This is a genomic window from Streptomyces sp. NPDC002793 (assembly GCF_040295485.1).
In the GTDB taxonomy this organism is placed as follows: domain Bacteria; phylum Actinomycetota; class Actinomycetes; order Streptomycetales; family Streptomycetaceae; genus Streptomyces.
This window is the reverse complement of record NZ_JBEOVL010000015.1, coordinates 101,868-121,480: the sequence shown is the minus strand read 5'-3', so window position 1 is coordinate 121,480 and position 19,613 is coordinate 101,868. Positions and strand designations below refer to the sequence as shown.

16 protein-coding genes are annotated in these 19,613 nt (G+C 72.1%); 6 read left to right on the top strand and 10 right to left on the bottom strand.

The genetic code is table 11. The annotated features are described in order from the left end of the window. Nucleotides 1–4 precede the first annotated feature (4 nt). The 5 genes from ABT001_RS17385 to ABT001_RS17365 all read right to left on the bottom strand — a co-directional run bounded on the left by ABT001_RS17385 (nt 5) and on the right by ABT001_RS17365 (nt 6,458). On the bottom strand, nt 5–1,696 hold the full coding sequence (locus ABT001_RS17385) for a flavin monoamine oxidase family protein (protein WP_351277852.1): 1,692 nt from the start codon (nt 1,694–1,696) through the stop codon (nt 5–7). Nucleotides 1,697–1,741: 45 nt separating this feature from the next. Beyond that, nucleotides 1,742–2,539, bottom strand: a complete 798-nt coding sequence (locus ABT001_RS17380) for a carbon-nitrogen hydrolase family protein (RefSeq protein WP_351277849.1) — start codon at nt 2,537–2,539, stop codon at nt 1,742–1,744. 210 nt (nt 2,540–2,749) lie between these two features. Further along, the gene (locus tag ABT001_RS17375) at nt 2,750–3,205 is read right to left on the bottom strand and encodes an Lrp/AsnC family transcriptional regulator (RefSeq protein ID WP_351277847.1); all 456 of its coding nucleotides are present in this window, start codon (nt 3,203–3,205) and stop codon (nt 2,750–2,752) included. A gap of 126 nt (nt 3,206–3,331) precedes the next feature. Next, a complete protein-coding gene (locus tag ABT001_RS17370) occupies nt 3,332–4,792 on the bottom strand; it encodes an aldehyde dehydrogenase family protein (RefSeq protein WP_351277844.1) in 1,461 nt (486 codons plus the stop codon). Between the two features lie 199 nt (nt 4,793–4,991). Next, nucleotides 4,992–6,458 carry a GuaB1 family IMP dehydrogenase-related protein gene (locus ABT001_RS17365; RefSeq protein WP_351277842.1) on the bottom strand — a complete coding sequence of 489 codons (1,467 nt, stop codon included), beginning with the start codon at nt 6,456–6,458 and terminating at the stop codon, nt 4,992–4,994. A 294-nt stretch (nt 6,459–6,752) separates the two neighbouring features. Here ABT001_RS17365 and ABT001_RS17360 point away from each other — a divergent pair, with 294 nt between their 5' ends. Further along, a complete protein-coding gene (locus tag ABT001_RS17360; protein WP_351277840.1) occupies nt 6,753–7,805 on the top strand; it encodes a terpene synthase family protein in 1,053 nt (350 codons plus the stop codon). A 75-nt stretch (nt 7,806–7,880) separates the two neighbouring features. Here ABT001_RS17360 and ABT001_RS17355 read toward each other — a convergent pair whose 3' ends face one another. Together ABT001_RS17355 and rpe are read right to left on the bottom strand one after the other, a co-directional pair. Next, on the bottom strand, nt 7,881–8,867 hold the full coding sequence (locus ABT001_RS17355) for a sugar-binding transcriptional regulator (RefSeq protein WP_351277999.1): 987 nt from the start codon (nt 8,865–8,867) through the stop codon (nt 7,881–7,883). A gap of 139 nt (nt 8,868–9,006) precedes the next feature. After that, a complete protein-coding gene (gene rpe / locus ABT001_RS17350; protein ID WP_351277838.1) occupies nt 9,007–9,690 on the bottom strand; it encodes a ribulose-phosphate 3-epimerase in 684 nt (227 codons plus the stop codon). Between the two features lie 588 nt (nt 9,691–10,278). Between rpe and ABT001_RS17345 the strand changes: the two genes are divergently transcribed. The 4 genes from ABT001_RS17345 (at nt 10,279) to ABT001_RS17330 (ending at nt 14,132) form a co-directional block, all read left to right on the top strand. Continuing rightward, on the top strand, nt 10,279–11,166 hold the full coding sequence (locus tag ABT001_RS17345; protein ID WP_351277835.1) for an ABC transporter permease: 888 nt from the start codon (nt 10,279–10,281) through the stop codon (nt 11,164–11,166). A 91-nt stretch (nt 11,167–11,257) separates the two neighbouring features. Beyond that, the gene (locus ABT001_RS17340) at nt 11,258–12,313 is read left to right on the top strand and encodes a taurine ABC transporter substrate-binding protein (protein WP_351277832.1); all 1,056 of its coding nucleotides are present in this window, start codon (nt 11,258–11,260) and stop codon (nt 12,311–12,313) included. Continuing rightward, a complete protein-coding gene (locus ABT001_RS17335) occupies nt 12,297–13,133 on the top strand; it encodes an ABC transporter ATP-binding protein (protein WP_351277830.1) in 837 nt (278 codons plus the stop codon). Before ABT001_RS17340 ends, ABT001_RS17335 begins: the two co-directional genes overlap by 17 nt. A gap of 63 nt (nt 13,134–13,196) precedes the next feature. Next, entirely contained in the window at nt 13,197–14,132 is a 936-nt protein-coding gene (locus ABT001_RS17330) for a TauD/TfdA dioxygenase family protein (RefSeq protein WP_351277827.1), read from the top strand. 36 nt (nt 14,133–14,168) lie between these two features. Here ABT001_RS17330 and ABT001_RS17325 read toward each other — a convergent pair whose 3' ends face one another. Both ABT001_RS17325 and fmt read right to left on the bottom strand, forming a co-directional pair. After that, complete coding sequence (locus ABT001_RS17325) at nt 14,169–15,602, bottom strand: RsmB/NOP family class I SAM-dependent RNA methyltransferase (RefSeq protein ID WP_351277824.1); 1,434 nt, start codon at nt 15,600–15,602, stop codon at nt 14,169–14,171. 79 nt (nt 15,603–15,681) lie between these two features. Further along, on the bottom strand, nt 15,682–16,614 hold the full coding sequence (gene fmt / locus ABT001_RS17320) for a methionyl-tRNA formyltransferase (RefSeq protein ID WP_351277822.1): 933 nt from the start codon (nt 16,612–16,614) through the stop codon (nt 15,682–15,684). A gap of 249 nt (nt 16,615–16,863) precedes the next feature. Here fmt and ABT001_RS17315 point away from each other — a divergent pair, with 249 nt between their 5' ends. Continuing rightward, the gene (locus tag ABT001_RS17315; RefSeq protein ID WP_351277820.1) at nt 16,864–17,376 is read left to right on the top strand and encodes a hypothetical protein; all 513 of its coding nucleotides are present in this window, start codon (nt 16,864–16,866) and stop codon (nt 17,374–17,376) included. A gap of 51 nt (nt 17,377–17,427) precedes the next feature. Here the strand turns inward: ABT001_RS17315 and ABT001_RS17310 are convergent, their stop codons facing one another. Continuing rightward, complete coding sequence (locus ABT001_RS17310; RefSeq protein ID WP_351277817.1) at nt 17,428–19,572, bottom strand: primosomal protein N'; 2,145 nt, start codon at nt 19,570–19,572, stop codon at nt 17,428–17,430. Nucleotides 19,573–19,613 lie beyond the last annotated feature (41 nt).

Here is a 19,613-nt window from a genome sequence, read left to right as displayed (position 1 = left end):
TCCCTCAGCCTTCCGGGAGCTCGACCGGCGCGATCTCGTCGAAGACGTCGCCGGGACCGGGGTTCGCCGGGTCGGTGGCCCCGCCGAACTGCGTCATCACGCCCCAGACGGCGTTCAGCGCGGTCTGCACCGCTCCTTCGGCCCAGCCGGCCGTCCAGGAGATGTCGTCGCCCGCGAGGAACAGGCCGCGTTTGTCGGCGGGCAGCCGGTCCTGCATGAAATGGGTGAACAGACGTCGCTGGTAGCGGTAGTGGCCGGGCAGGTTCGCCTTGAACGCGCCCATGAAGTACGGCTCGTTCTCCCAGGAGACGGTGACCGGGTTTCCGATGACGTGCTTGCGGATGTCGACGCCCGGATAGATCTCGCCGAGCGATTTGAGCATGACGTCCATGCGTTCGTTCGGGGAGAGCGGAAGCCACTTCAGGCTGTCGTCGCACCAGGTGTAGGAGAGACAGATGACGGCCGGCTTGCCGGGTCCGTCGTCCAGGAGGTACGTCCCCCGGGTCATCCGGTCCGTGAGCGTCATGGACATCGTGTCCCGGCCGGTCAGCTCGTCCTTGTCCAGCCAGAACGGCCGGTCGACGGGCACGAACAGCTTGGACGACTCCATGTAGTGGGTGCGCTCCATCGCCGTCCAGTGGTCGATGGGGAAGAGCGCGTCGTCGCAGGCGATCTTGGAGAGCAGCAGCCAGGACTGACCGGTGAAGACGGCGGCCCCGTAGGTGCGGATGTCACCTGTGGCATCGGTGACGGTGATCCGGTTGCCCGCGGTGCGGTCGAGCCGGGTCACGGCGGGGCGCGGCTGCCCGTCGTGCAGCGAGGACAGCGAGGTGCCGGACGGCCAGTGCACCGTCTTCTGCGGCTCGCGGTCCCACAGGCGCAGCGGCAGCTGCTGGCTGCCGCCGACGATCCCCCGGTGGTGGTCGTCGGCCTCGGTGTAGACGACGCGGAGGATCTCCAGGATCGAGTTGGGGAAGTCGGTGTCCCAGCCTCCGGTGCCGAACCCGACCTGGCCGAAGATCTCGCGGTGCCGGAAGGAGGCGAAGGCCTCGGAGCCGCAGAGGAAGCCGTAGAAGGTCTGGTCGTCGAGCTTCTCGACGAGCTTCGCCCAGATCTCCCGGATGCGGGGTACGTCGCGCTCGCGCATCGCGCGGTTCATGCCGGAGAAGTCCGCGCCCTCCTTCAGGCAGGAGTTCCAGGCGTCCATCACGTCGCGGTAGACCTGGGGCAGGTCGTCGATGGTCCGCGCGTAGTGGGTCTCGCCCTTGAGGTCGACGACGGTCGACGGGGTGGCCGCCGAGAGGGGGTTGGGGAACGGTTCGGTCTCCAGGCCCACCAGGTCGATGTAGTGCTGGAGCGCCGTGGACGACGGCGGGAAGCGCATGGCTCCCATCTCGGCGGTCAGCGAGGGGTCGCAGCCGTCGAAGCCGACCGTGCGGAGCCGGCCCCCGATCCGGTCCGCCTCGTAGACGACGGGCTTCAGGCCCATCTTCATGAGTTCGTACGCGGTGATGATGCCGGAGAGCCCTCCGCCGATGACGGCGACCTCGGTGCCGTGCGCGGTGGCCGGTATCTGCCCGATGCCCGCCGGGTGGGCGAGGAAGTCGTCGTAGGCGTAGGGGAAGTCCGGCCCGAACATGGTGATCGGCGGCTGCGCCTCGGTGTGCTGGACGGCGTTGGGCACCGTGGACGTCATGGGGTACGGACTCCTTGCGGGAAGCGTGGAACGGGGTGGGATCGCTCAGACCAGGGAGCGGTACAGGCCCGGGACGCGGTCCTGGAGATAGGGGTTGGCCGCGCGTGAGCGGTCGAGCAGGCCGAGGTCGACCTCGCTGACGAGCAGTTCCTCGCCCCTGCCCGCACGGGCAGGGACCGTGCCGTCGGGGCCGGCCAGGCAGCTCAGCCCGGTGAAGTCGAAATCGCCTTCCCTGCCGGCCCTGTTGACGTAGGCGATGTAGAGCTGGCTCTCGAAGGCGCGGACGGGCACGACGGCTTCGGCGACGAAGGGGAAGGGGTGCATCAGGGCGGTCGGGACCAGCAGCAGCTCGGTTCCGGCCAGGGCGTGCGCACGCACGTTCTCCGGGAACTCGACGTCGTAGCAGATCAGCAGCCCGATCCGTACGCCGTCCAGCTCGGCCTGCACCACGGGCTGCTCACCGGGGGTGAACCACTCCTCCTCGAAGCTGCCGTAGAGGTGGGTCTTGCGGTAGTTGGCGAGGGCCGTCCCGTCGGGGCCGATGAGCTGCGCCGCGTTGAAGACCGCCTCTCCGGCCCGCTCGGGGTAGCCGTAGTGGACGGCCAGTCCGTGGCGTGCGCAGAGGTCGGCGACCGCCTCCGCGGCGGGACCGTCCGCGGGCTGGGCCAGCTCGGGGACGGCGTCGCCGATGGCGTATCCGGTGAGGAACAGCTCGGGGCAGACCAGCAGCCGGGCCCCCACGGCGGCGGCCCGCGCCGCGGCGTCGTCGAGCACCGCGAGGTTGTCGTCCACGGAACCGGCTCGTCCGGAGCTCTGGAGCAGGGCGGTGCGCAACAGCGGCATGGCTGACCTCGGGCGGGACGTGCGGGGTGGGGAGACGTATCGAAGGTACGGCGCGGGGAACACGGCCGACAAGGCGCGATTGTTGCGCGTACACCGTCGATGCGTTGCGTGGGATGCCGTTCGGACGGCGATTCGTTGCGTACGGCGTCCTGGCAGGTCAGGCGAGTGATTTCGGTCTCGCCGGACGGCCGCGGGTCCGGCCGTCCGGGGTCAGGCCGGCGGGCCCGACGAGTACCGCCGCAGTAGCGGGGAGAGCACGAGGACCGACTTGGTCCGCTCGACGTACGGCTCGCCCGCGATCCGCTCCAGCACCTGCTCGAAGTGCCGCATGTCGGCGGCGAAGACCTGCACGATGGCGTCGGCGTCGCCCGTCACCGTGGACGCGGACGCGATCTCCGGATACGTGGAGAGGCCCCGCTTGATCGCCTCGGGGGCTGTGTTCCGGCTGCAGTAGATCTCGATGAACCCCTCGGTCTCCCAGCCGAGCGCCGCCGGGTCGACCCGCACGGTGAAGCCCGTGATGGCGCCGTCGGCGCGCAACCGGTCCACACGGCGTTTCACCGCGGGCGCGGAGAGGCCGATGAGGGCGCCGATGTCGGCGTAGGACCGGCGGGCGTCTTCGGCGAGGGCGTGGACGATGCGTTCGTCGAGGTCGTTCAGGCGCACTTCGGGTGGGTCACTTCTCTGCGGCGGTCGGATTCGGGGGCGGCCGGGGGACAGCCCCTGGGGCCGCCCCCGAAGTAGACCATGGAGCGCACCGCGCAGGGCGCGCTCACCGCGGAGGCCGGCCGGTCAGAAGGGGAATTCCGAGCGGCCGTGCTGGACCGAGATCCACTTCTGCGTGGTGAACGCCTCCAGCATCGACTCGCCGTTCAGCCGTCCGAGGCCCGAGTTCTTCTCCCCGCCGAAGGGGACGATGGGCTCGTCGTGGACCGTGCCGTCGTTGATGTGGATCATTCCTGTGCGGATCCGCTGTCCCACTCGCACGCCGCGCTCCGTGTTCCCGGTGTGCACCGCGCCGCTCAGCCCGTACGGGGTGTCGTTGGCGATCCGAACGGCCTCGTCCTCACCGTCGAAGGGGACGAGCAGGGCCACGGGCCCGAAGATCTCCTGCCGCAGGACCGGTGAATCGGCGGCGAGGCCGGTCAGCACCGACGGGCTCACCACGTTGCCTTCGGCCCGGCCGTGCAGCAGCGCCGTGGCGCCCGCCTCCACCGTCTCGTCGACGAGCTTGCACACGGCGTCGGCCTGTGAGGAGCTGATCAGCGGGCCGATGTGGGTGGCGGGGTCGGCCGGGTCGCCGACGCGGAGGGAGGCGACCTTGGCGACGAACTTCTCGGTGAACTTCTGCTCCACCGAGCGGTCCACCAGGATGCGGTTGGCAGCCATGCAGACCTGGCCCTGGTGGATGTAGCGGCTGAAGACGGCCGCGTCGACGGCGTAGTCCACGTCGGCGTCGTCCAGGACGATCAGCGCGCTGTTGCCGCCCAGTTCGAGCACCGCGCGCTTGAGGTTGGCCGCACAGACCGTCGCGACGTGACGGCCGATCCGGTCCGAGCCGGTGAAGGAGATGACCTGCGGGACGGGGTGCTCCAGCAGGGCGTCGCCGATCTCGGCGATGTCGGTGACCACGACGTTCAGCAGTCCGGCGGGCAGCCCCGCCTCCTCGAACACCTTGGCGATCAGCGTGCCGCCGCACACCGGCGTGTTCTGGTGGGGCTTGAGGACCACGGCGTTGCCGAGGGCCAGCGCGGGCGCGACCGACTTGAGTGACAGCAGGAAGGGGAAGTTGAAGGGGCTGATGACACCCACGACGCCGACCGGCAGCCGGTAGACACGGTTCTCCTTGCCCTCGGTCGGCGAGGGGAGTATCTGCCCCGTGGACCGCAGGGTCAGCTGGACCGCCTCGCGCAGGAACTCCTTGGCGAGGTGCAGCTCGAAGCCCGCCTTCAGCCGGGTGCCGCCGAGCTCGGCGACGATCGCCTCGCTGATCTCGGCCTCGCGCTCCTCGACGACGCGCAGCGCCTTCTCCAGCACCGTCCGCCGGACGTACGGGTTCGTGTCCGCCCAGTCCGGCTGGGCCCGCTCGGCTGCCCGGTAGGCCTGGTCGACCTCGTCGGCCGTCGCGACGGTGATCGAGGCGAGCTTCTCCCCGCTGTACGGGTTGAAGTCGATGATGTCCCAGGACCCCTTCCCCGGCCTCCACGCGCCGTCGATGTACTGCTGGGCCAGGTCGGTGAAGAAGGAGGGCATGAATTCCCTTACCTCAGAGGGGCGGGCAATTGATTGCCGCTCATATTACTTATCCCGCAAGCGAGTTGAAGGGGAGACCGAAGTGCTCTCCCGGAAGAACGACCCCCCACTCCCCGCCCCCGGCACACGCAAGAGGTGCCCCTCCCGACGCGAAGGCCGGACAGGGGCACCCATGACGCGGGGCCGCGGCCCCTCGACATCAACTCCAGCTGGCGTGCAGCGGCTTGCCCTCGGCGTAGCCGGCGGCGCTCTGCACACCCACGATCGCCTTCTCGGCGAACTCCTCGAGCGAGGACGCTCCCGCGTAGGTGCAGGAGGAGCGCACACCGGCGATGATCGAGTCGACCAGGTCCTCCACACCGGGGCGGGTGGGGTCGAGGAACATCCGCGAGGTGGAGATGCCCTCCTCGAACAGCCCCTTGCGGGCCCGGTCGTAGGCGGACTCCTCCGAGGTGCGGTTCTTGACCGCGCGCGCCGAGGCCATCCCGAACGACTCCTTGTAGTACCGCCCGTCGGCGGACTGCTGGAGGTCACCGGGCGACTCGTACGTGCCGGCGAACCAGGAGCCGATCATGACGTTCGACGCGCCCGCGGCGAGCGCCATCGCCACGTCGCGCGGGTGTCGGACACCCCCGTCGGCCCAGACGTGCTTGCCGTGCTTCTTCGCCTCCGCGGCGCACTCCAGTACGGCGGAGAACTGCGGCCTGCCGACGCCGGTCATCATCCGGGTGGTGCACATCGCGCCGGGGCCCACACCGACCTTGATGATGTCGGCGCCTGCCTCGATGAGGTCACGCACCCCCTCGGCCGCCACGACGTTGCCCGCGACGATCGGCACGGCCGGGTCGAGCGCCCGGACGGCGGCGACCGCGCTGATCATGGATTCCTGGTGCCCGTGAGCGGTGTCCACGACGAGGGTGTCGACACCGGCGTCGAGGAGCTGCTTGGCCTTGCCCGCCACGTCGCCGTTGATGCCGACCGCCGCCGCGATCCGCAGCTTGCCGTCCGCGTCCGTCGCGGGGGTGTAGAGCGTCGCGCGCAGCGCGGCCTTGCGGGTGAGGATGCCGACGAGCCGGCCGTCCGCGTCGACCGCCGGGGCGAGCTTGCGGTTGGCGCCGTCGAGCGTGTTGAAGGCCTCGCGGGGATCGATGTCCGCGTCGAGCACCACCAGGTCCTTGGACATGACCTCGGAGAGCTGGGTGAAGCGGTCCACGCCGGTGAGGTCGTGGTCGGTGACGACACCGACCGGACGGTTCTCGGCGTCGACGACGACGCCGGCTCCGTGGGCCCGCTTGTGCAGGAGGGACAGCGCGTCGGCGACGGTCTGCCCCGGGGCCAGCACGATCGGCGTGTCGAGCACGAGGTGCCGCGTCTTGACCCAGCCGACGACCTCGGTGACGACCTCGATCGGAATGTCCTGGGGGATCACGACCAGCCCGCCGCGGCGGGCGATGGTTTCGGCCATCCGGCGGCCCGCGATCGCCGTCATGTTCGCGACGACGAGTGGGATGGTGGTGCCACTGCCGTCCGGCGAGGAGAGGTCCACGGCCTGTCGGGAGCCGACCGCGGAACGGCCGGGGACCATGAAGACATCGTCGTACGTGAGGTCGTAGGGGACCGAGGGAGAGGTCGTGTAGCGACCGGTGCCGGGCTCAAGAAAACGCATAACACCCATTTTTTCATATGAAACGGTGCAGGACGTTTCCACAAAGACACAGCAATGCGCCCCCACTTTCGTCAGTTCCTCCAAGGAAACCGTCCGAGGGCCGGGCAAGTGGAAACCTGCCTTACCCAGGGACCCTACTCGAACAGGAATCGCTTCTTCGTGATCTCTATCCCTGGACCAGGTGACGGAGCCTCAGGTAGCTTCAAAATCGCAGGTCCCTGCGGTTGGCGCGACACCGCCCGCGAGCCCGGAACACCTGTCACGCGTTTGGCCGGAGAGGATGGGGATCCGCCTATGGAAAGCGAACTGCCCGATATCTACTGCCCGTTCCCCCGGCGGAGCAATCCGCACGTGGACCACACCCGCGAACACCTCGACGCCTGGACCCGGCGGACCGGCCTGGTCCATCGGGAATCGGCCAGGCAGCGCTTCGAGCAGGCGGACTTCGGTGCCTTCGTGGCCATGGTCCACCCGACGGCGAGCAGCGAGCACCTCGACCTGGTCGCCGACTGGTTCGTCTGGCTCTTCCTCGTCGACGACCAGCTGGACGACGGACACCTGGGCCGCAGCCCCGAACGCGTACGCGCCGTGGTGGAGCGCATGCGCGCCGTGGTCGAGGGCACGGCCACGGCTCCCCGCCGGGACGAGGAGGCCCCCGCCGCACTCGTCGCCCTGGCGGACCTGTGGGAACGTACGGTCCCCCAGGCCGCCCCCCACTGGCGGGCCCGTTTCACCTATCACCTCATGACGTATCTGACGACCGCCACCACCTGGGAGGCGGGAAACCGGGCCGACGGGGGCGTGCCGTCCGAGGCGACGTACATCGCCAAGCGCCGGCACACCGGGGCGATCCACGTGTGCATGGACCTGATCGAGATCGTGGCAGGAGTGGGTGCGCCGGAGTCGATCCACAACGACGCCCGGTTCATCACGGCCCTGGAGGCGTCCTGCAACGTCATCTGCTGGGCGAATGACGTCTACTCCTACGAGAAGGAGCAGGTCCTGGGCGAGATCCACAATCTCGTCCACCTGGTCCGCCACCACCGCGGCTACGGGAAGCGCGAGGCTCTCGAACACGTGTGCAAGGAGATCGCCACAGAGACGAAACGGTTCCTCGCCGCCGAGCACGAGCTGCTGAACCGGTACCCGGAGCTGGCCGGCCTGCTCGTGCCCTATCTCGACGGGATGCGGAGCTGGATGCGCGGGAATCTGGACTGGTCACGGCAGACTCCCCGCTACAACCCGGCGGACGTCAGCCAGTACGCGGAGCCCGAGGCGTATCTGGAGGAGTCCGTCCTCGGCGTGAGCGCGGACCACGCACGGCTGGGCGCCGCCGACGGCCGCTGACGTCGGGTACGGCGGAGGCCGGGCACCGCACGGGTGCCCGGCCTCCGCCGTGGGCCGGTCGACCGATGTCCGGGGTCAGGCGTCGGGGTCGGCGCGCTCCAGCGCGGGCCGCTGCCCGGCGGGAGACTCCGTCAGGAGGTAGTCGGCGGCGGCGGTGTCCGTGACGAGACTGGTGACCAGCCCCGAGCGCAGCACCGCTCCGATCGCCGCCGCCTTGCGCTGCCCTCCGGCGATGGCCACCACTTCGGGGATCCGGCGCAGCCGGTCGGCCTCCACGGTGATGCAGCGCTCACCGAGGTCCCGGCCGACCCGGCGTCCGTCCGTGTCGAAGAGGTGGGCGGACATCTCCGCCGCGACACCGAGCGAGGCGTAATGGCCCCGCTCCTCGTCCGAGAGCATGTCGTGGACGGTGGAGATGCCGGGCTCCCAGGAGCCGATGGAGACCGCGGCGACCGTCACCTTGTCGAAGTATTCGAAAGCGCGCGCGATACCCGTCTGGTGGCGCAGTGCGGCCGCCGTCGCGGGATCGGGCAGCAGCATCGGAGCGTAGATCGGGTGCGCCTCACCACCGGACACCTGTGCCGCCCGGCGCACCGCCTCGACCGAGCCGCGCTCCGCGGTCCCCGCGTCGTAGACACCGGTCAGCTGCACGACCGTGCACGGGGGCAGCCGGTCCAGGGCCGCCGCCATGTGGATGGTGGAGCGGCCCCAGGCCAGCCCCAGCACATCCCCCTCGTTCACCAGCTCGCCGAGCAGATCGGCCGCGACCTCGCCGAGATTCTCCGGATCGGCGGCGTCGTCCTGCTCCTCGGCCGGCGATTCGACCACGACGGCGTGCCGCAGGCCGTAACGGGCCCGGAGCGCGTCGGAGCGCTCCGCGTCCAGCTCCGCCGGTACCCGGATCTCGATCCGTACGAGATCACGCTCGAGGGCCGTCTCCAGGACCCGGGCCACCTTGAAGCGGCTGACGCCGAACTCCTCGGCGATCTGGATCTTGGATTTCCCCTCGAGGTAGAACCGGCGGGCCATGGCCGCCGCCTGCACCAGCTCCGCGGGTCCCATCCGCATGGCTGACCGACCCGCCGAGATGCCAGACACCGCGATCTCCTCACTGCTGTTCACACGCTCGATACGCCGCTCATCCTGTCAGATCCGGCGATCCTTGATCAGACCCGTCGGGCCTCGTTCATCTGAGGTTGGTTCAGTGGCCGCATGCCCAGGGCGCGGAAGCCGTGGCCGTGTCCGCCCGGGCGCGCAGCGCCCGTACCGCCTCGGCCGGGTCGTCGGCCCCGTAGACCGCCGAGCCCGCCACGAACACGTCCGCGCCCGCCTCGGCACACCGCTCGATGGTGGCGGCGGAGACCCCTCCGTCGACCTGCAGCCACAGTTCGAGGCCGTGCTTCGAGATCAGCTCACGGGTGCGGCGGATCTTCGGCAGCATGATGTCCAGGAAGGCCTGGCCACCGAACCCCGGCTCCACCGTCATGATCAGCAGCATGTCGAGCTCGGGGAGCAGGTCCTCGTACGGCTCGACGGGCGTCGCGGGCTTGAGCGCCATCGAGGCGCGCGCGCCCTTGGCCCTGATCTCCCGGGCCAGCCGGACGGGCGCCGCCGCGGCCTCCGCGTGGAAGGTGACCGAGCCCGCACCGGCCTCGACGTACTGCGGCGCCCAGCGGTCCGCGTCCTCGATCATGAGGTGGCAGTCCAGCGGAGTGTCCGTGGCCTTGCTCAGCGCCTCCACGATGGGCACGCCGAGCGTCAGGTTGGGCACGAAATGGTTGTCCATGACATCGACATGGAGCCAGTCGGCGCCTTCCACCGCCTTCGCCTCCTCGGCGAGACGTGCGAAGTCGGCGGACAGGATGCTGGGGTTGATCTGGGCCATGCACCCAGCCTGCCATGCTCGGCGCCGCTTCCCCGCCTCGGTGCGCCTCAAAGCCTCACGGGATCATTACGGTTCGTACAATCCCGCTCTTTTCACCCGCGATTCCAGCGCGCGGTGACGGCCGGCCGGCAGGTGCCCGGTCGACGGCGCGGACCTGTCCGGCCGTTCCGGTCCGTACCAGGGCGCGGACAGCCCCTGGTGCCCGCCATGCGGCTGTGTTAGAAAATCCCCCGTGATCAGCGACCAGTTCCTGACGGCGCGCCTCAGCATCGATCTCTGCCGTGTGACCAGCTGCTCCTGTTGAGCCTGGACCGGCAGCGCTGAGCGCTTCCAGAACTGTGCGGCATCGTCCGCCCGCTGTCCGGCCGCCCCTCGGGTGAGCCGGCGGCCCCTCCCCGCAGAGCCCGGCCCGCGCGACGGACCGGACACTTCCCGTCCGAGTGCGGCGCACGGCCGCACTCGTTCCGCGGGGGCCCCTCCCCCTTGTTCCCCGCGGGCGCCGTCGTCCGCCGGGTGACGCCCCTCTGCCCGGCCCTGTCCGCCCACCCGGCGGACCGGTGTCCTCGGCACGTCTCGACGGAGTCCGTCATGACCACGTCCACCACCACGGAGAAGCAGCCGCCCCGCCCGGCGTCCTCCGGTGCGCCGGCTCCCCCCTTCCCCTCTCCCCGCCGCCGCTCACCGGAGAGGACCGCGCGACTGCGCCGGGTGGGGCTGCGGCTGCTCGCGCTGGTCGTGCTGCTCGCCCTCTGGCAGCTCGTCACGGCCCTGCGGCTGTGGCCGCCGTTGCTGGTCCCCCCGCCGTCTGCCGTCTGGGATGCGCTCGTCGAGACGTCCGGCACCCATGGCGGGGTGCGCGGCTACCAGGGCCACACCCTGATCGAGCATCTGGGCATCAGCCTGCGCCGGATCGTGATCGGTGCGGGTGCCGGTGTCCTGGCCGGGCTGGTGGCCGGGGTGCTGATGGGCACGCTGCCGTGGGTGCGGGTGGTGTTCGAACCGGCGGTGGCCTTCCTCCGCACCCTGCCGCCGCTCGCCTACTTCAGTCTGCTGATCATCTGGTTCGGCATCGACGAGGCGCCCAAGCTGTGGCTGCTGGCGATCGCCGCCATGCCGCCCGTGGCCGTGGCCACCGCGTCCGCCGTCGCCTCCGCGCCCGCCTCGCTGGTGGAAGCCGCCCAGGCCATCGGGGCACGTCGCTCGCAGGTGGTGACCTCCGTCGTCCTGCCGTCCGCACTGCCGGAGATCCTGGTCGGCGTACGGCTGGCCTTCGGGATCGCCTACTCCTCGGTGGTGGCCGCCGAAACCGTCAACGGGCTGCCCGGTATCGGCGGCATGATCCGCGACGCCCAGCGCTACAACCAGTCCGACGTGGTCGTCCTCGGCCTCCTCGCGATCGGCGTCTCCGGCCTGCTGATCGACGCCCTGCTGCGAGGCGCCGAGAACCGGCTCGCGCCCTGGCGCCGGCTGTCGTGACCCTCCCGGGGTCCCGTACACACCGTCCGGCCTCCTTCCCGCACCGCTCCCTCCCCTCTGATTCGACGAACGACGAACGAAGGACCAACTCATGCCCGGAACACGCGGTCTGCGCCGCACCTCCCTGCTCGTCGCGGCTCTGGGGGCACTCGTCGTCGTCACCGCCTGCGGTGCCGGCGGTGGCGGGGCCGGTGACGACCACGGCGGTGGCAGGACGATCCGCATCGGCTACCAGGCCTTCCCCAGCGGCGACTTGATCGTGAAGGAGAAGGGTCTGCTGGAGAAGGCGCTGCCCGACCACACGATCAAGTGGATCAAATTCGACTCCGGCGCGACCATCAACACCGCCTTCGTCGCGGGTTCGGTCGATCTGGCCGCGATCGGCTCCAGCCCGGTGGCGCGCGGCCTGTCGGACCCCCTGAACATCCCCTACAAGGTCACCTGGGTGCTGGACGTCGCCGGTGACAACGAGGCGCTGGTGGCCCGTGACGGCTCCGGGGTCAAGGACGTCAAGGACCTCGTGGGCCGCAAGGTCGCCACACCCTTCAGTTCCACCTCGCACTACAGCCTGCTCGCAGCGCTCGACCGGGCCGGCGTGGACGCGTCGGAGGTCGATCTGCTCGACCTCGAACCGCAGGACATCGTCGCGGCCTGGTCGCGCGGGGACATCGACGCGGCCTACGTCTGGCTGCCCACGCTCGACGAACTCGGGAAGACCGGCACGACCCTGGTCTCCAGCCGCGAACTGGCCGCGTCCGGGAATCCCACACTCGACCTGGGGGTGGCGTCCACGGCCTTCATCGAGGAGCAGCCCGAGGTCATCACCGCCTGGCGCAAGGCCCAGGCACAGGCCCTGGACCTGATCCATGACGACCCCTCGGCCGCCGCCGAGGCCGTCGGCAAGCAGCTCGGGACCAGCCCCCAGGACGCCGCCGCCCAGCTGAAGCAGGGCATCTTCCTCACGCCGGCCGAACAGGCCGACGACACATGGCTCGGCCGCCCCGGCCGGGTCGGCGGCCTGGCGAAGAACCTGCGGAGCGCCGCTGAGTTCCTGGCCGGACAGAAGCAGATCCCGGCCGCTCCGGAACTCTCGGAGCTGGAGAAGGCCGTGTACGTGGAAGGACTGAGCGATGCCGTCTCCGGATGACCTCCGAACCACTGCCGGGGACGGCGCCCGGGGAGCCGCCACGGCGGCGGACACGCCCGCCGTGTCCGTACGCGAGGTGACGCACCGCTACGGTCGCGGAGCGGACGCCGTGACGGCCCTCGGTCCGTTGTCGCTCGACATCCCCGCCGGCGAGTTCCTGGTGCTCGTGGGCCCGTCCGGGAGCGGGAAGAGCACCCTGCTGCGGCTGATCGCCGGCTTCGAGCACGCCACCTCCGGCGAGGTCGCCGTGCACGGCGGGACGCCGGTACCGGGGCGCCAGGCGGGGGTCGTCTTCCAGCAGCCACGGCTCTTCCCCTGGCACACGGTCGGGGAGAACATCGCTCTGGCACTGCGCTACGCGGGAGTCCCCCGGACCGAACGCCCCGCGCGCGTCGAGGAATTGCTGGAGCGGGTCGGGCTGGCCGGAACCGCACGGCGCAGGACCTGGCAGATCTCGGGGGGCCAGCAGCAGCGCGTGGCCATCGCCCGGGCCTTGGCCGGCGGCAAGGATCTGCTGCTGCTCGACGAGCCGTTCGCCGCCCTGGACGCTCTCACCCGTGAACGGCTCCAGGAGGATCTGCGCACGGTCAGCTCCCTGACGGGGATCACCTCGGTCTTCGTCACACACAGCGTGGACGAGGCCGTCTTCCTCGGCACCCGCGCGGTCGTTCTCGGCGCGGGGCCGGGCACGGTCGCTCTGGATGTCCCGATCCCCCTGCCCCGTAACGGACATGACGACCCGGACGGGCTCAGGGGGCTGCCCGAGTACGCCGCGCTGCGCGCCGAGATCGGCTCGGCCGTACGCGACGCGGCCCGCTGAACCGACGGAGGCCGCCCCACCCCTACGAGCGGCCTCCGCACGCCCCACGCAGACAGGAGTCCCATGTCCCTCACCGCGTCCATCGGTTCCGGCCCCGCGCTGCGAGCCTTCCGGCTGCCCCCGGACGGGCTGTACGAAGGCCCCCGCGAGCTGCGCAGGCTGGCACCGGGGCAGCCCGACCGCCCTTACGCACTGTTCGACGTCATGCCGCTCGGTGCGGTCATCGGGGCCGAGATCAGCGGCGTCGACCTGACCCGTCCGATCACACCCGCCGTGCGCGCGGAGCTCGACCGGGCGCTGCTGGAGTGGAAGGTGCTCTTCTTCCGGGCACAGCACCCGAGCTCGGCCGAGCAGCGTGCCTTCGCCCGCAACTGGGGCGAGCTGGAGACCAATCCCCTGCTGGCCACCGGGGACGATCCGCGGGTGGCACGCTTCGACCGCTCGACCGCACCCGGCTTCGAGAACGTCTGGCACACCGATGTGACGTTCCGCGAGCGGCCCGCCCTCGGTGCGGTCCTCCACCTGCGCGAGGTGCCGCCGTACGGCGGCGACACGATGTGGGCCGACATGGCCGCCGCGTACGACAACCTTCCGCCGGAGGTGAAGGCGCGTCTGGAGGGAGCGCGCGCGGAGCACGACTTCGTGCCGGGTTTCGCGCGGTTCACCCCCGAGGAACGCCTGCTCCCCTTCCAGGACCGCTTCCCGCCGGTCGAGCACCCGGTGGTGCGGACGCATCCCGCCACCGGACGCCGGATGCTCTTCGTCAACACCTCGTTCACCACCCGGATCGTGGGCTGGGACCGGGAGGAGAGCGACCGCATGCTGCGCCTGCTGTTCCAGCAGGCCCACGTGCCCGAGTACCAGGTGCGGTTCAGCTGGCGTGCGGGTGACGTCGCCTTCTGGGACAACAGGGCGACGCAGCACTACGCGGTGAACGACTACGCCCCGCACCGCAGGGTGGCCGAGCGTGTCGCCGTCGCGGGCGACCGCCCGCGCTGACGGTCCGTGCCCGCCCGGGAGCCGCTGCGCCGCGGGTCAGCCCGTGCGGCGCAGCAGGGCGAGGTACATGGCGTCCGTGCCGTGCAGGTGCGGCCACAGCTGGACGTCGGGCCCGTCTCCCAGCGCGGGCACACCGGGCAGCAGCGGACGGGCATCGACCCACTCCGCCTCGAACGGTTCACCGCCACGCCCCTTGAGTACGTCCTCGACGACGACCCTGGTCTCCGCGAGGTGCGGCGAGCAGGTCGCGTATCCGACGACCCCGCCGACGCGTACGGCCGTCAACGCCTCGCGCAGCAGACCGCGCTGCAGGGGGGCGAAGCTCTCCAGGTCGTCCGCGCGGCGCCGCCAGCGGGACTCCGGGCGCCGGCGGAGCGCGCCGAGCCCGGAGCAGGGGACGTCCATGAGGACCCGGTCGAACGAGCCGGGCCGCCATGGCGGCCGTGTCCCGTCGGCGGTGATCACCTGGTACGGCCCGGGGTTGCCGGCCAGCGCACGCTCGACGAGCCGGGCGCGGTGCGGCTGCTTCTCGGCGGCGAGCAGGGTGGCGCCGCGGCGGGCGGCGAGTGCGGCCAGCAGTGCGGCCTTGCCGCCCGGACCCGCGCAGCCGTCCAGCCACCGGGTGTCACCGCCCTCCACCGGCGCGTCGGCCAGGGCCGCGGCGACCAGCTGGCTGCCCTCGTCCTGCACACCGGCGCTGCCGTCCCGCACGGCGGCCAGCGCGCCGGGCTCGCCGCCCTCGGCCATCCGCACGGCGTACGGCGACCAGCGGCCCGGGAGGCCGCTCTCCTCGCCGAGGGCGTCCAGCAGCTCGTCGGTGGTGGAGCGGCCGGGGCGCGCGACCAGTGTCACCTCGGGCCGTTCGTTGTCCGCCTCCAGCAGGTCCTCGATCCCGGCACGGCCGCCGCCGAGGGCGTCCCAGAGGGCGGAGACGATCCAGCGGGGGTGCGAGTGGACGACGGAGAGGTGCTCCTCGGCGTCCTCCTCGTACGAGGGCGCGACGCGCTCCAGCCAGCCGTCGAGGTCGTGCGCGGTGACCTTGCGCAGCACCGCGTTGACGAATTTGGCGCGTCCCTCGCCGAGCACCACCCGCGCCAACTCCACGCTGGCGGAGACGGCGGCGTGGGTGGGGATGCGGGTGCCGAGCAGTTGGTGGACGCCCATGTTGAGCACGTCGAGCACCGGCGGGTCGACCTCGCGCAGCGGCCGGTCGATGCAGGCCGCGACGATCGCGTCGTACGTGCCCTGCCGGCGCAGGGTCCCGTAGACCAGCTCGGTGGCCAGCGCCGCGTCCCTGCCCTCGAAGTCCCCCTTGGCCCGAGCCTTCTTCAGCAGCGGCGGGAGGACGAGGTTGGCGTAGGCGTCGCGCTCGTCGACGGCCCGGAGCGCCTCGAAGGCGAGGAAGCGGACCGGGTCCTTCCGGGGACGGCGATGCGGCTTGGCGGGACGGCGACGCTGCTGGTCGTTCACGTGAAAGGTGCTCCGCTGATGGTGAGGGGGCGAACCCGTCCAGCGTACGTCGCCGGAGCCGGACGTCCCCTCCCCGGTCTCAGAGCCCCAGCAGCTCCCCGTGGGCGATGCGCACGCCCCGTGCCCAGTCGGCGGCCCTCATGGGCTTCTTGCCCTGCGGCTGGACCCAGAGGAGCTCGACGGCGTGCGAGCCGGTGCCGACGTACACGTTGTTCTTGCCCGCGGACAGCTCGCCCGGGGCCAGGTCCGTCCGGTCCAGGACGGGCACGGCCTGGACCAGCTTGAGGCGCTCGCCGCGGAAGAGGGTCCACGCCCCCGGCGCGGGGGTGCAGCCGCGCACCACCCGGTCGACCCGGAGCGCGGGCTCCGACCAGCGCACCTGGGCGTCCTCGACGCCGAGCTTGGGTGCGAGGGTGACTCCCTCGGCCGGCTGCGGGACGGCGTGCAGGGTGCCGTCCTCGATGCCGTCCATGGTCGCCGCGAGCAGCCCGGCGCCCGCGAAGGCGAGCCGTGTGAGCAGATCGCCGCTGGTGTCGGTGGGCCGCACCTCCTCGGTGAGGACGCCGTACACCGGTCCCGAGTCCAGCCCCTCCTCGATCAGGAACGTCGACGCGCCGGTGACCTCGTCCCCGGCCATCACCGCGTGCTGCACGGGTGCGGCGCCGCGCCAGGCGGGGAGCAGCGAGAAGTGCAGGTTGACCCAGCCCCGGGCGGGTACGGCGAGCGCGGTCCTGGGCAGCAGGGCGCCGTACGCGACGACGGGGCAGCAGTCCGGGGCGATCTCCCGCAGCCGGGCCAGGAAGTCCTCGTCACGCGGCCTGGCGGGCTTGAGCACCTCGATGCCCGCCTCCTCGGCGCGCTCGGCCACGGGGCTGGCGATCAGCCGCCGTCCTCGGCCGGCGGGTGCGTCGGGGCGGGTCACCACTGCGGCCACCTCGTGGCGGTCGGAGGCGATCAGGGCGTCCAGGGCGGGAACGGCTACCTCGGGGGTGCCTGCGAAGACGAGCTTCATGGGTGGCGGACTGCCTCTCGGGCGGAACGTACGTGGCGAGCAGCACACCAGTCTAGGCGGTGCCTCCCGGTCCCGCCGTGGCCCGGTGCCCGGGGGGCGTACGCGAGCCCGTGCGCCCCACGAGGTTTCCCATACGCCCCTGTTGCGTGACCACATGGGCGGGTGACGCGTTGGTCAAGGGAGATTGACCGAAGTGGACCGCCGACGCGCGGTCCGATCCCTTTCAACGCCGGTTCGAGAGGCTTGTTCATGGCCGACCACGCAACCCACGACGCCCAAGCGCGTGCCAGTCTGCACCTGTTGGTGCGGGACATCGAGCGGGTCCGGCGGCAGGTGGACGCGCTGCGCACCCTCACTGCGCAGCTGGGCAACGTCTACCGTCCGCGCCGCTCCGGCCCGTCCGCGGGCTTCGTCGTCTACGGCAGGGCACCGGCCCCGACCGTCCGGCTCGCGCAGGAACTGCGGGACAGTGTCGAGACGCTGGTCACCGCGGCGGTGGACTTCGACCGATCGCTGGGCTTCTCGTGGGACGCGGTGGGCTCCGCACTCGGGGTCACCAAGCAGGCGGTGCACCGCCGTTACGGCGCGCGCCGCACCGCCCCGCAGCCCGGGCCGGTGGAGCCCGCTCCCGAGAGCGCGAACCGTGCGGTGCCCGTGGCGCCGGGCCCCTCCCCCGCGCTGCCGGTCGTACCGGCGGCCCGCTCCATGCCGCCCCAGCCGTCGGACCGCCCCGGTGCGTTCCCGGGCCCGCGCAACGGCTGACACCGGGTCCAGGGGCCGGGGCGGTCCGTCGGGCCGCCCCGGCCCGCCGCGTCAGCCGATGTCCGGCGGATCGATCCTGATCCGTACGGGATCCCCGGTGCCCCTCGCCGTGCGTGCCGCCTGCGCCGCCTTCAGGGCGGCGGCCAGGGCCGCTCCCCGCCCCGGCGGGACCCTGACCAGGGCCCGCTCCCAGGTCTCGCCTGCCGGGGCGTCCCCCTGTCTGCGGGGCCTGCCGGGTGTCGCCCCGGGCACCGGGACCGGGCCGAGCACCTCCGCCTCGGGCGGCAGGTCGGCGCCGGCGAGGTAGGCCGCCACCGCTTCCGGCGGTCCGGTCACCGACGCCATCCGGGACACCGGCGGGAAGCCGAGTTCGGCGCGTTCCGCGAGCTCGCGGCGTGCATGGCCGACGGGGTCCCAGCGGACCAGGGCCTGCACCGGCCGCAGGGTCGGCTCGGCCACGATCACCACCGTGCCGCCCTCGGGCTGCCCGCGCACCAGCGCGGCGGCGGCCGTCCAGCGCCGCAGCGCCTCCTCGCCCGCCCTCAGGTCGGGCCGGCCCACCATCGCCCAGCCGTCCAGCAGCAGGGCCGCCGCGTACCCGCCTTCGGCCACCGGCTCCGCGCCGGGGGTGCTGACCACGAGGGCGGGCTGGTCGGGCACGGAGTCCAGCACGTGGTCCCGTCCGGACGTCCGCACGGGGACGGCGGGGAACGCGCGACCCAGCTCCTCGGCGGTCCGGCGGGCACCCACGATCTGCGCCCGCAGCCGGATGCCACCGCAGGCGGCGCAGCTCCAGGCCGTCTCGGCCCGCCCGCACCAGGCGCAGTCGAGCCCCCGCTGGTCGGGGGCCTGCAGCGGCCCCGCGCAGTGCCGGCACCGCGCGGGTTCCCGGCAGCGCTCGCAGGCCAGCCTGGGTGCGTAACCCCGGCGCGGCACCTGGACGAGGACGGGGCCGCTGCGCAGACCGTCCCGTACGGTCTGCCAGGCCAGGCTGGGCAGCCGGGCCGAGCGGGCCGCGCCGTCCCGCGCGAGCTCCCCGTCACCGACGGTGCGCACGAGGGGGGCCGCGATCCGCAGCTGGTCCCGGTCCGCGCGCAGGGGCAGGGCCCAGCCGCTCTCGACCAGCTGGGCCGCCTCCACCGTGCAGTTCGTCCCGCCCAGCAGGAAGGCGCAGCGACCGTGCGCCGCCCGTAGCTCCAGCACCTCCCTGACGTGCGGGAAGGGGGCGTTGTCGTCGCTGTGGCTGGAGTCCCCGTCGTCCCAGAGGGCCACCAGGCCCAGGTCGGCGACCGGGGCGAACATCGCGGCCCTGGTCCCGACCACCGCGCGCACGGAGCCGCGCCGGACCGCGAGCCACTGCCGGTAGCGCTTCTCCGGCCCGGAGTCGGCGGTCAGCAGGGCGTGGCGCCCCTCCCCCAGCACCGCGGTGAGGGCCGCGTCGACGCGGCCGGCGCTCCGTCCGTCCGGTACGACGACGAGCGCGCCCCGGCCCGAGGCCAGGGTCGCGGCCATGGCCCGGGCGATCTCCTCCGGCCAGTGCGGTCCGGGCAGCGCGGTCCACACCGCCCGGGGCGCCCCGCCCTCGGCCAGTGCCCGCAGGAAGCCGGGGCCCTGGGGATACCGCTCCCAGGTCCCGGGTGCCGGGACGGCGGGCGGCGGCAGGGGGGCGGGCGACGGCTTGGACTCGGCGCGGCCGTTCCTGGGCGGCACGGCGAGCTGCAGCACGTCCGCGAGGCTGCCGGCGTAACGGTCGGCGACAGCCCGCGAGAGCTCCAGCAGCTCCGGCCCGAGCACCGGCTCCGGTGAGACGACGTAGGCGAGGGCCGCCAGGGCTCCCTGGTAGTCCGACGAGGCCCGCCGCTCGATCAGGAAGCCGTCGATCAGCCCTCCGCCCTCGCGCCTCCCGCCACGCACCTGGCGCCCTCCGGCCCCGAACCGCACCCGGACGCGGACGCCCGGACGCGCGTCCGCGTCGAGCTCCTCGGGGACGGCGTAGTCGAAGTACTGATCGAGGTGGAGCGCGCCCTTGTTCACCAGGACGCGGGCGACGGGGAGATCCTCGGCGAGCGCGGCGCCCCGCCAGGTCCGCGGCTTGGCACGCGGCACCTCGGCCCTGCGCACCGTCTCACGGATGAGCGCAAGCTGCTCCGGTGCCCCGGAACCGGGCTCGTCGGATGGCTCGTCGTCGCTGCTCACAGCCACATTCCTACCAGACCCCACTGACATGCCCCGAGCGG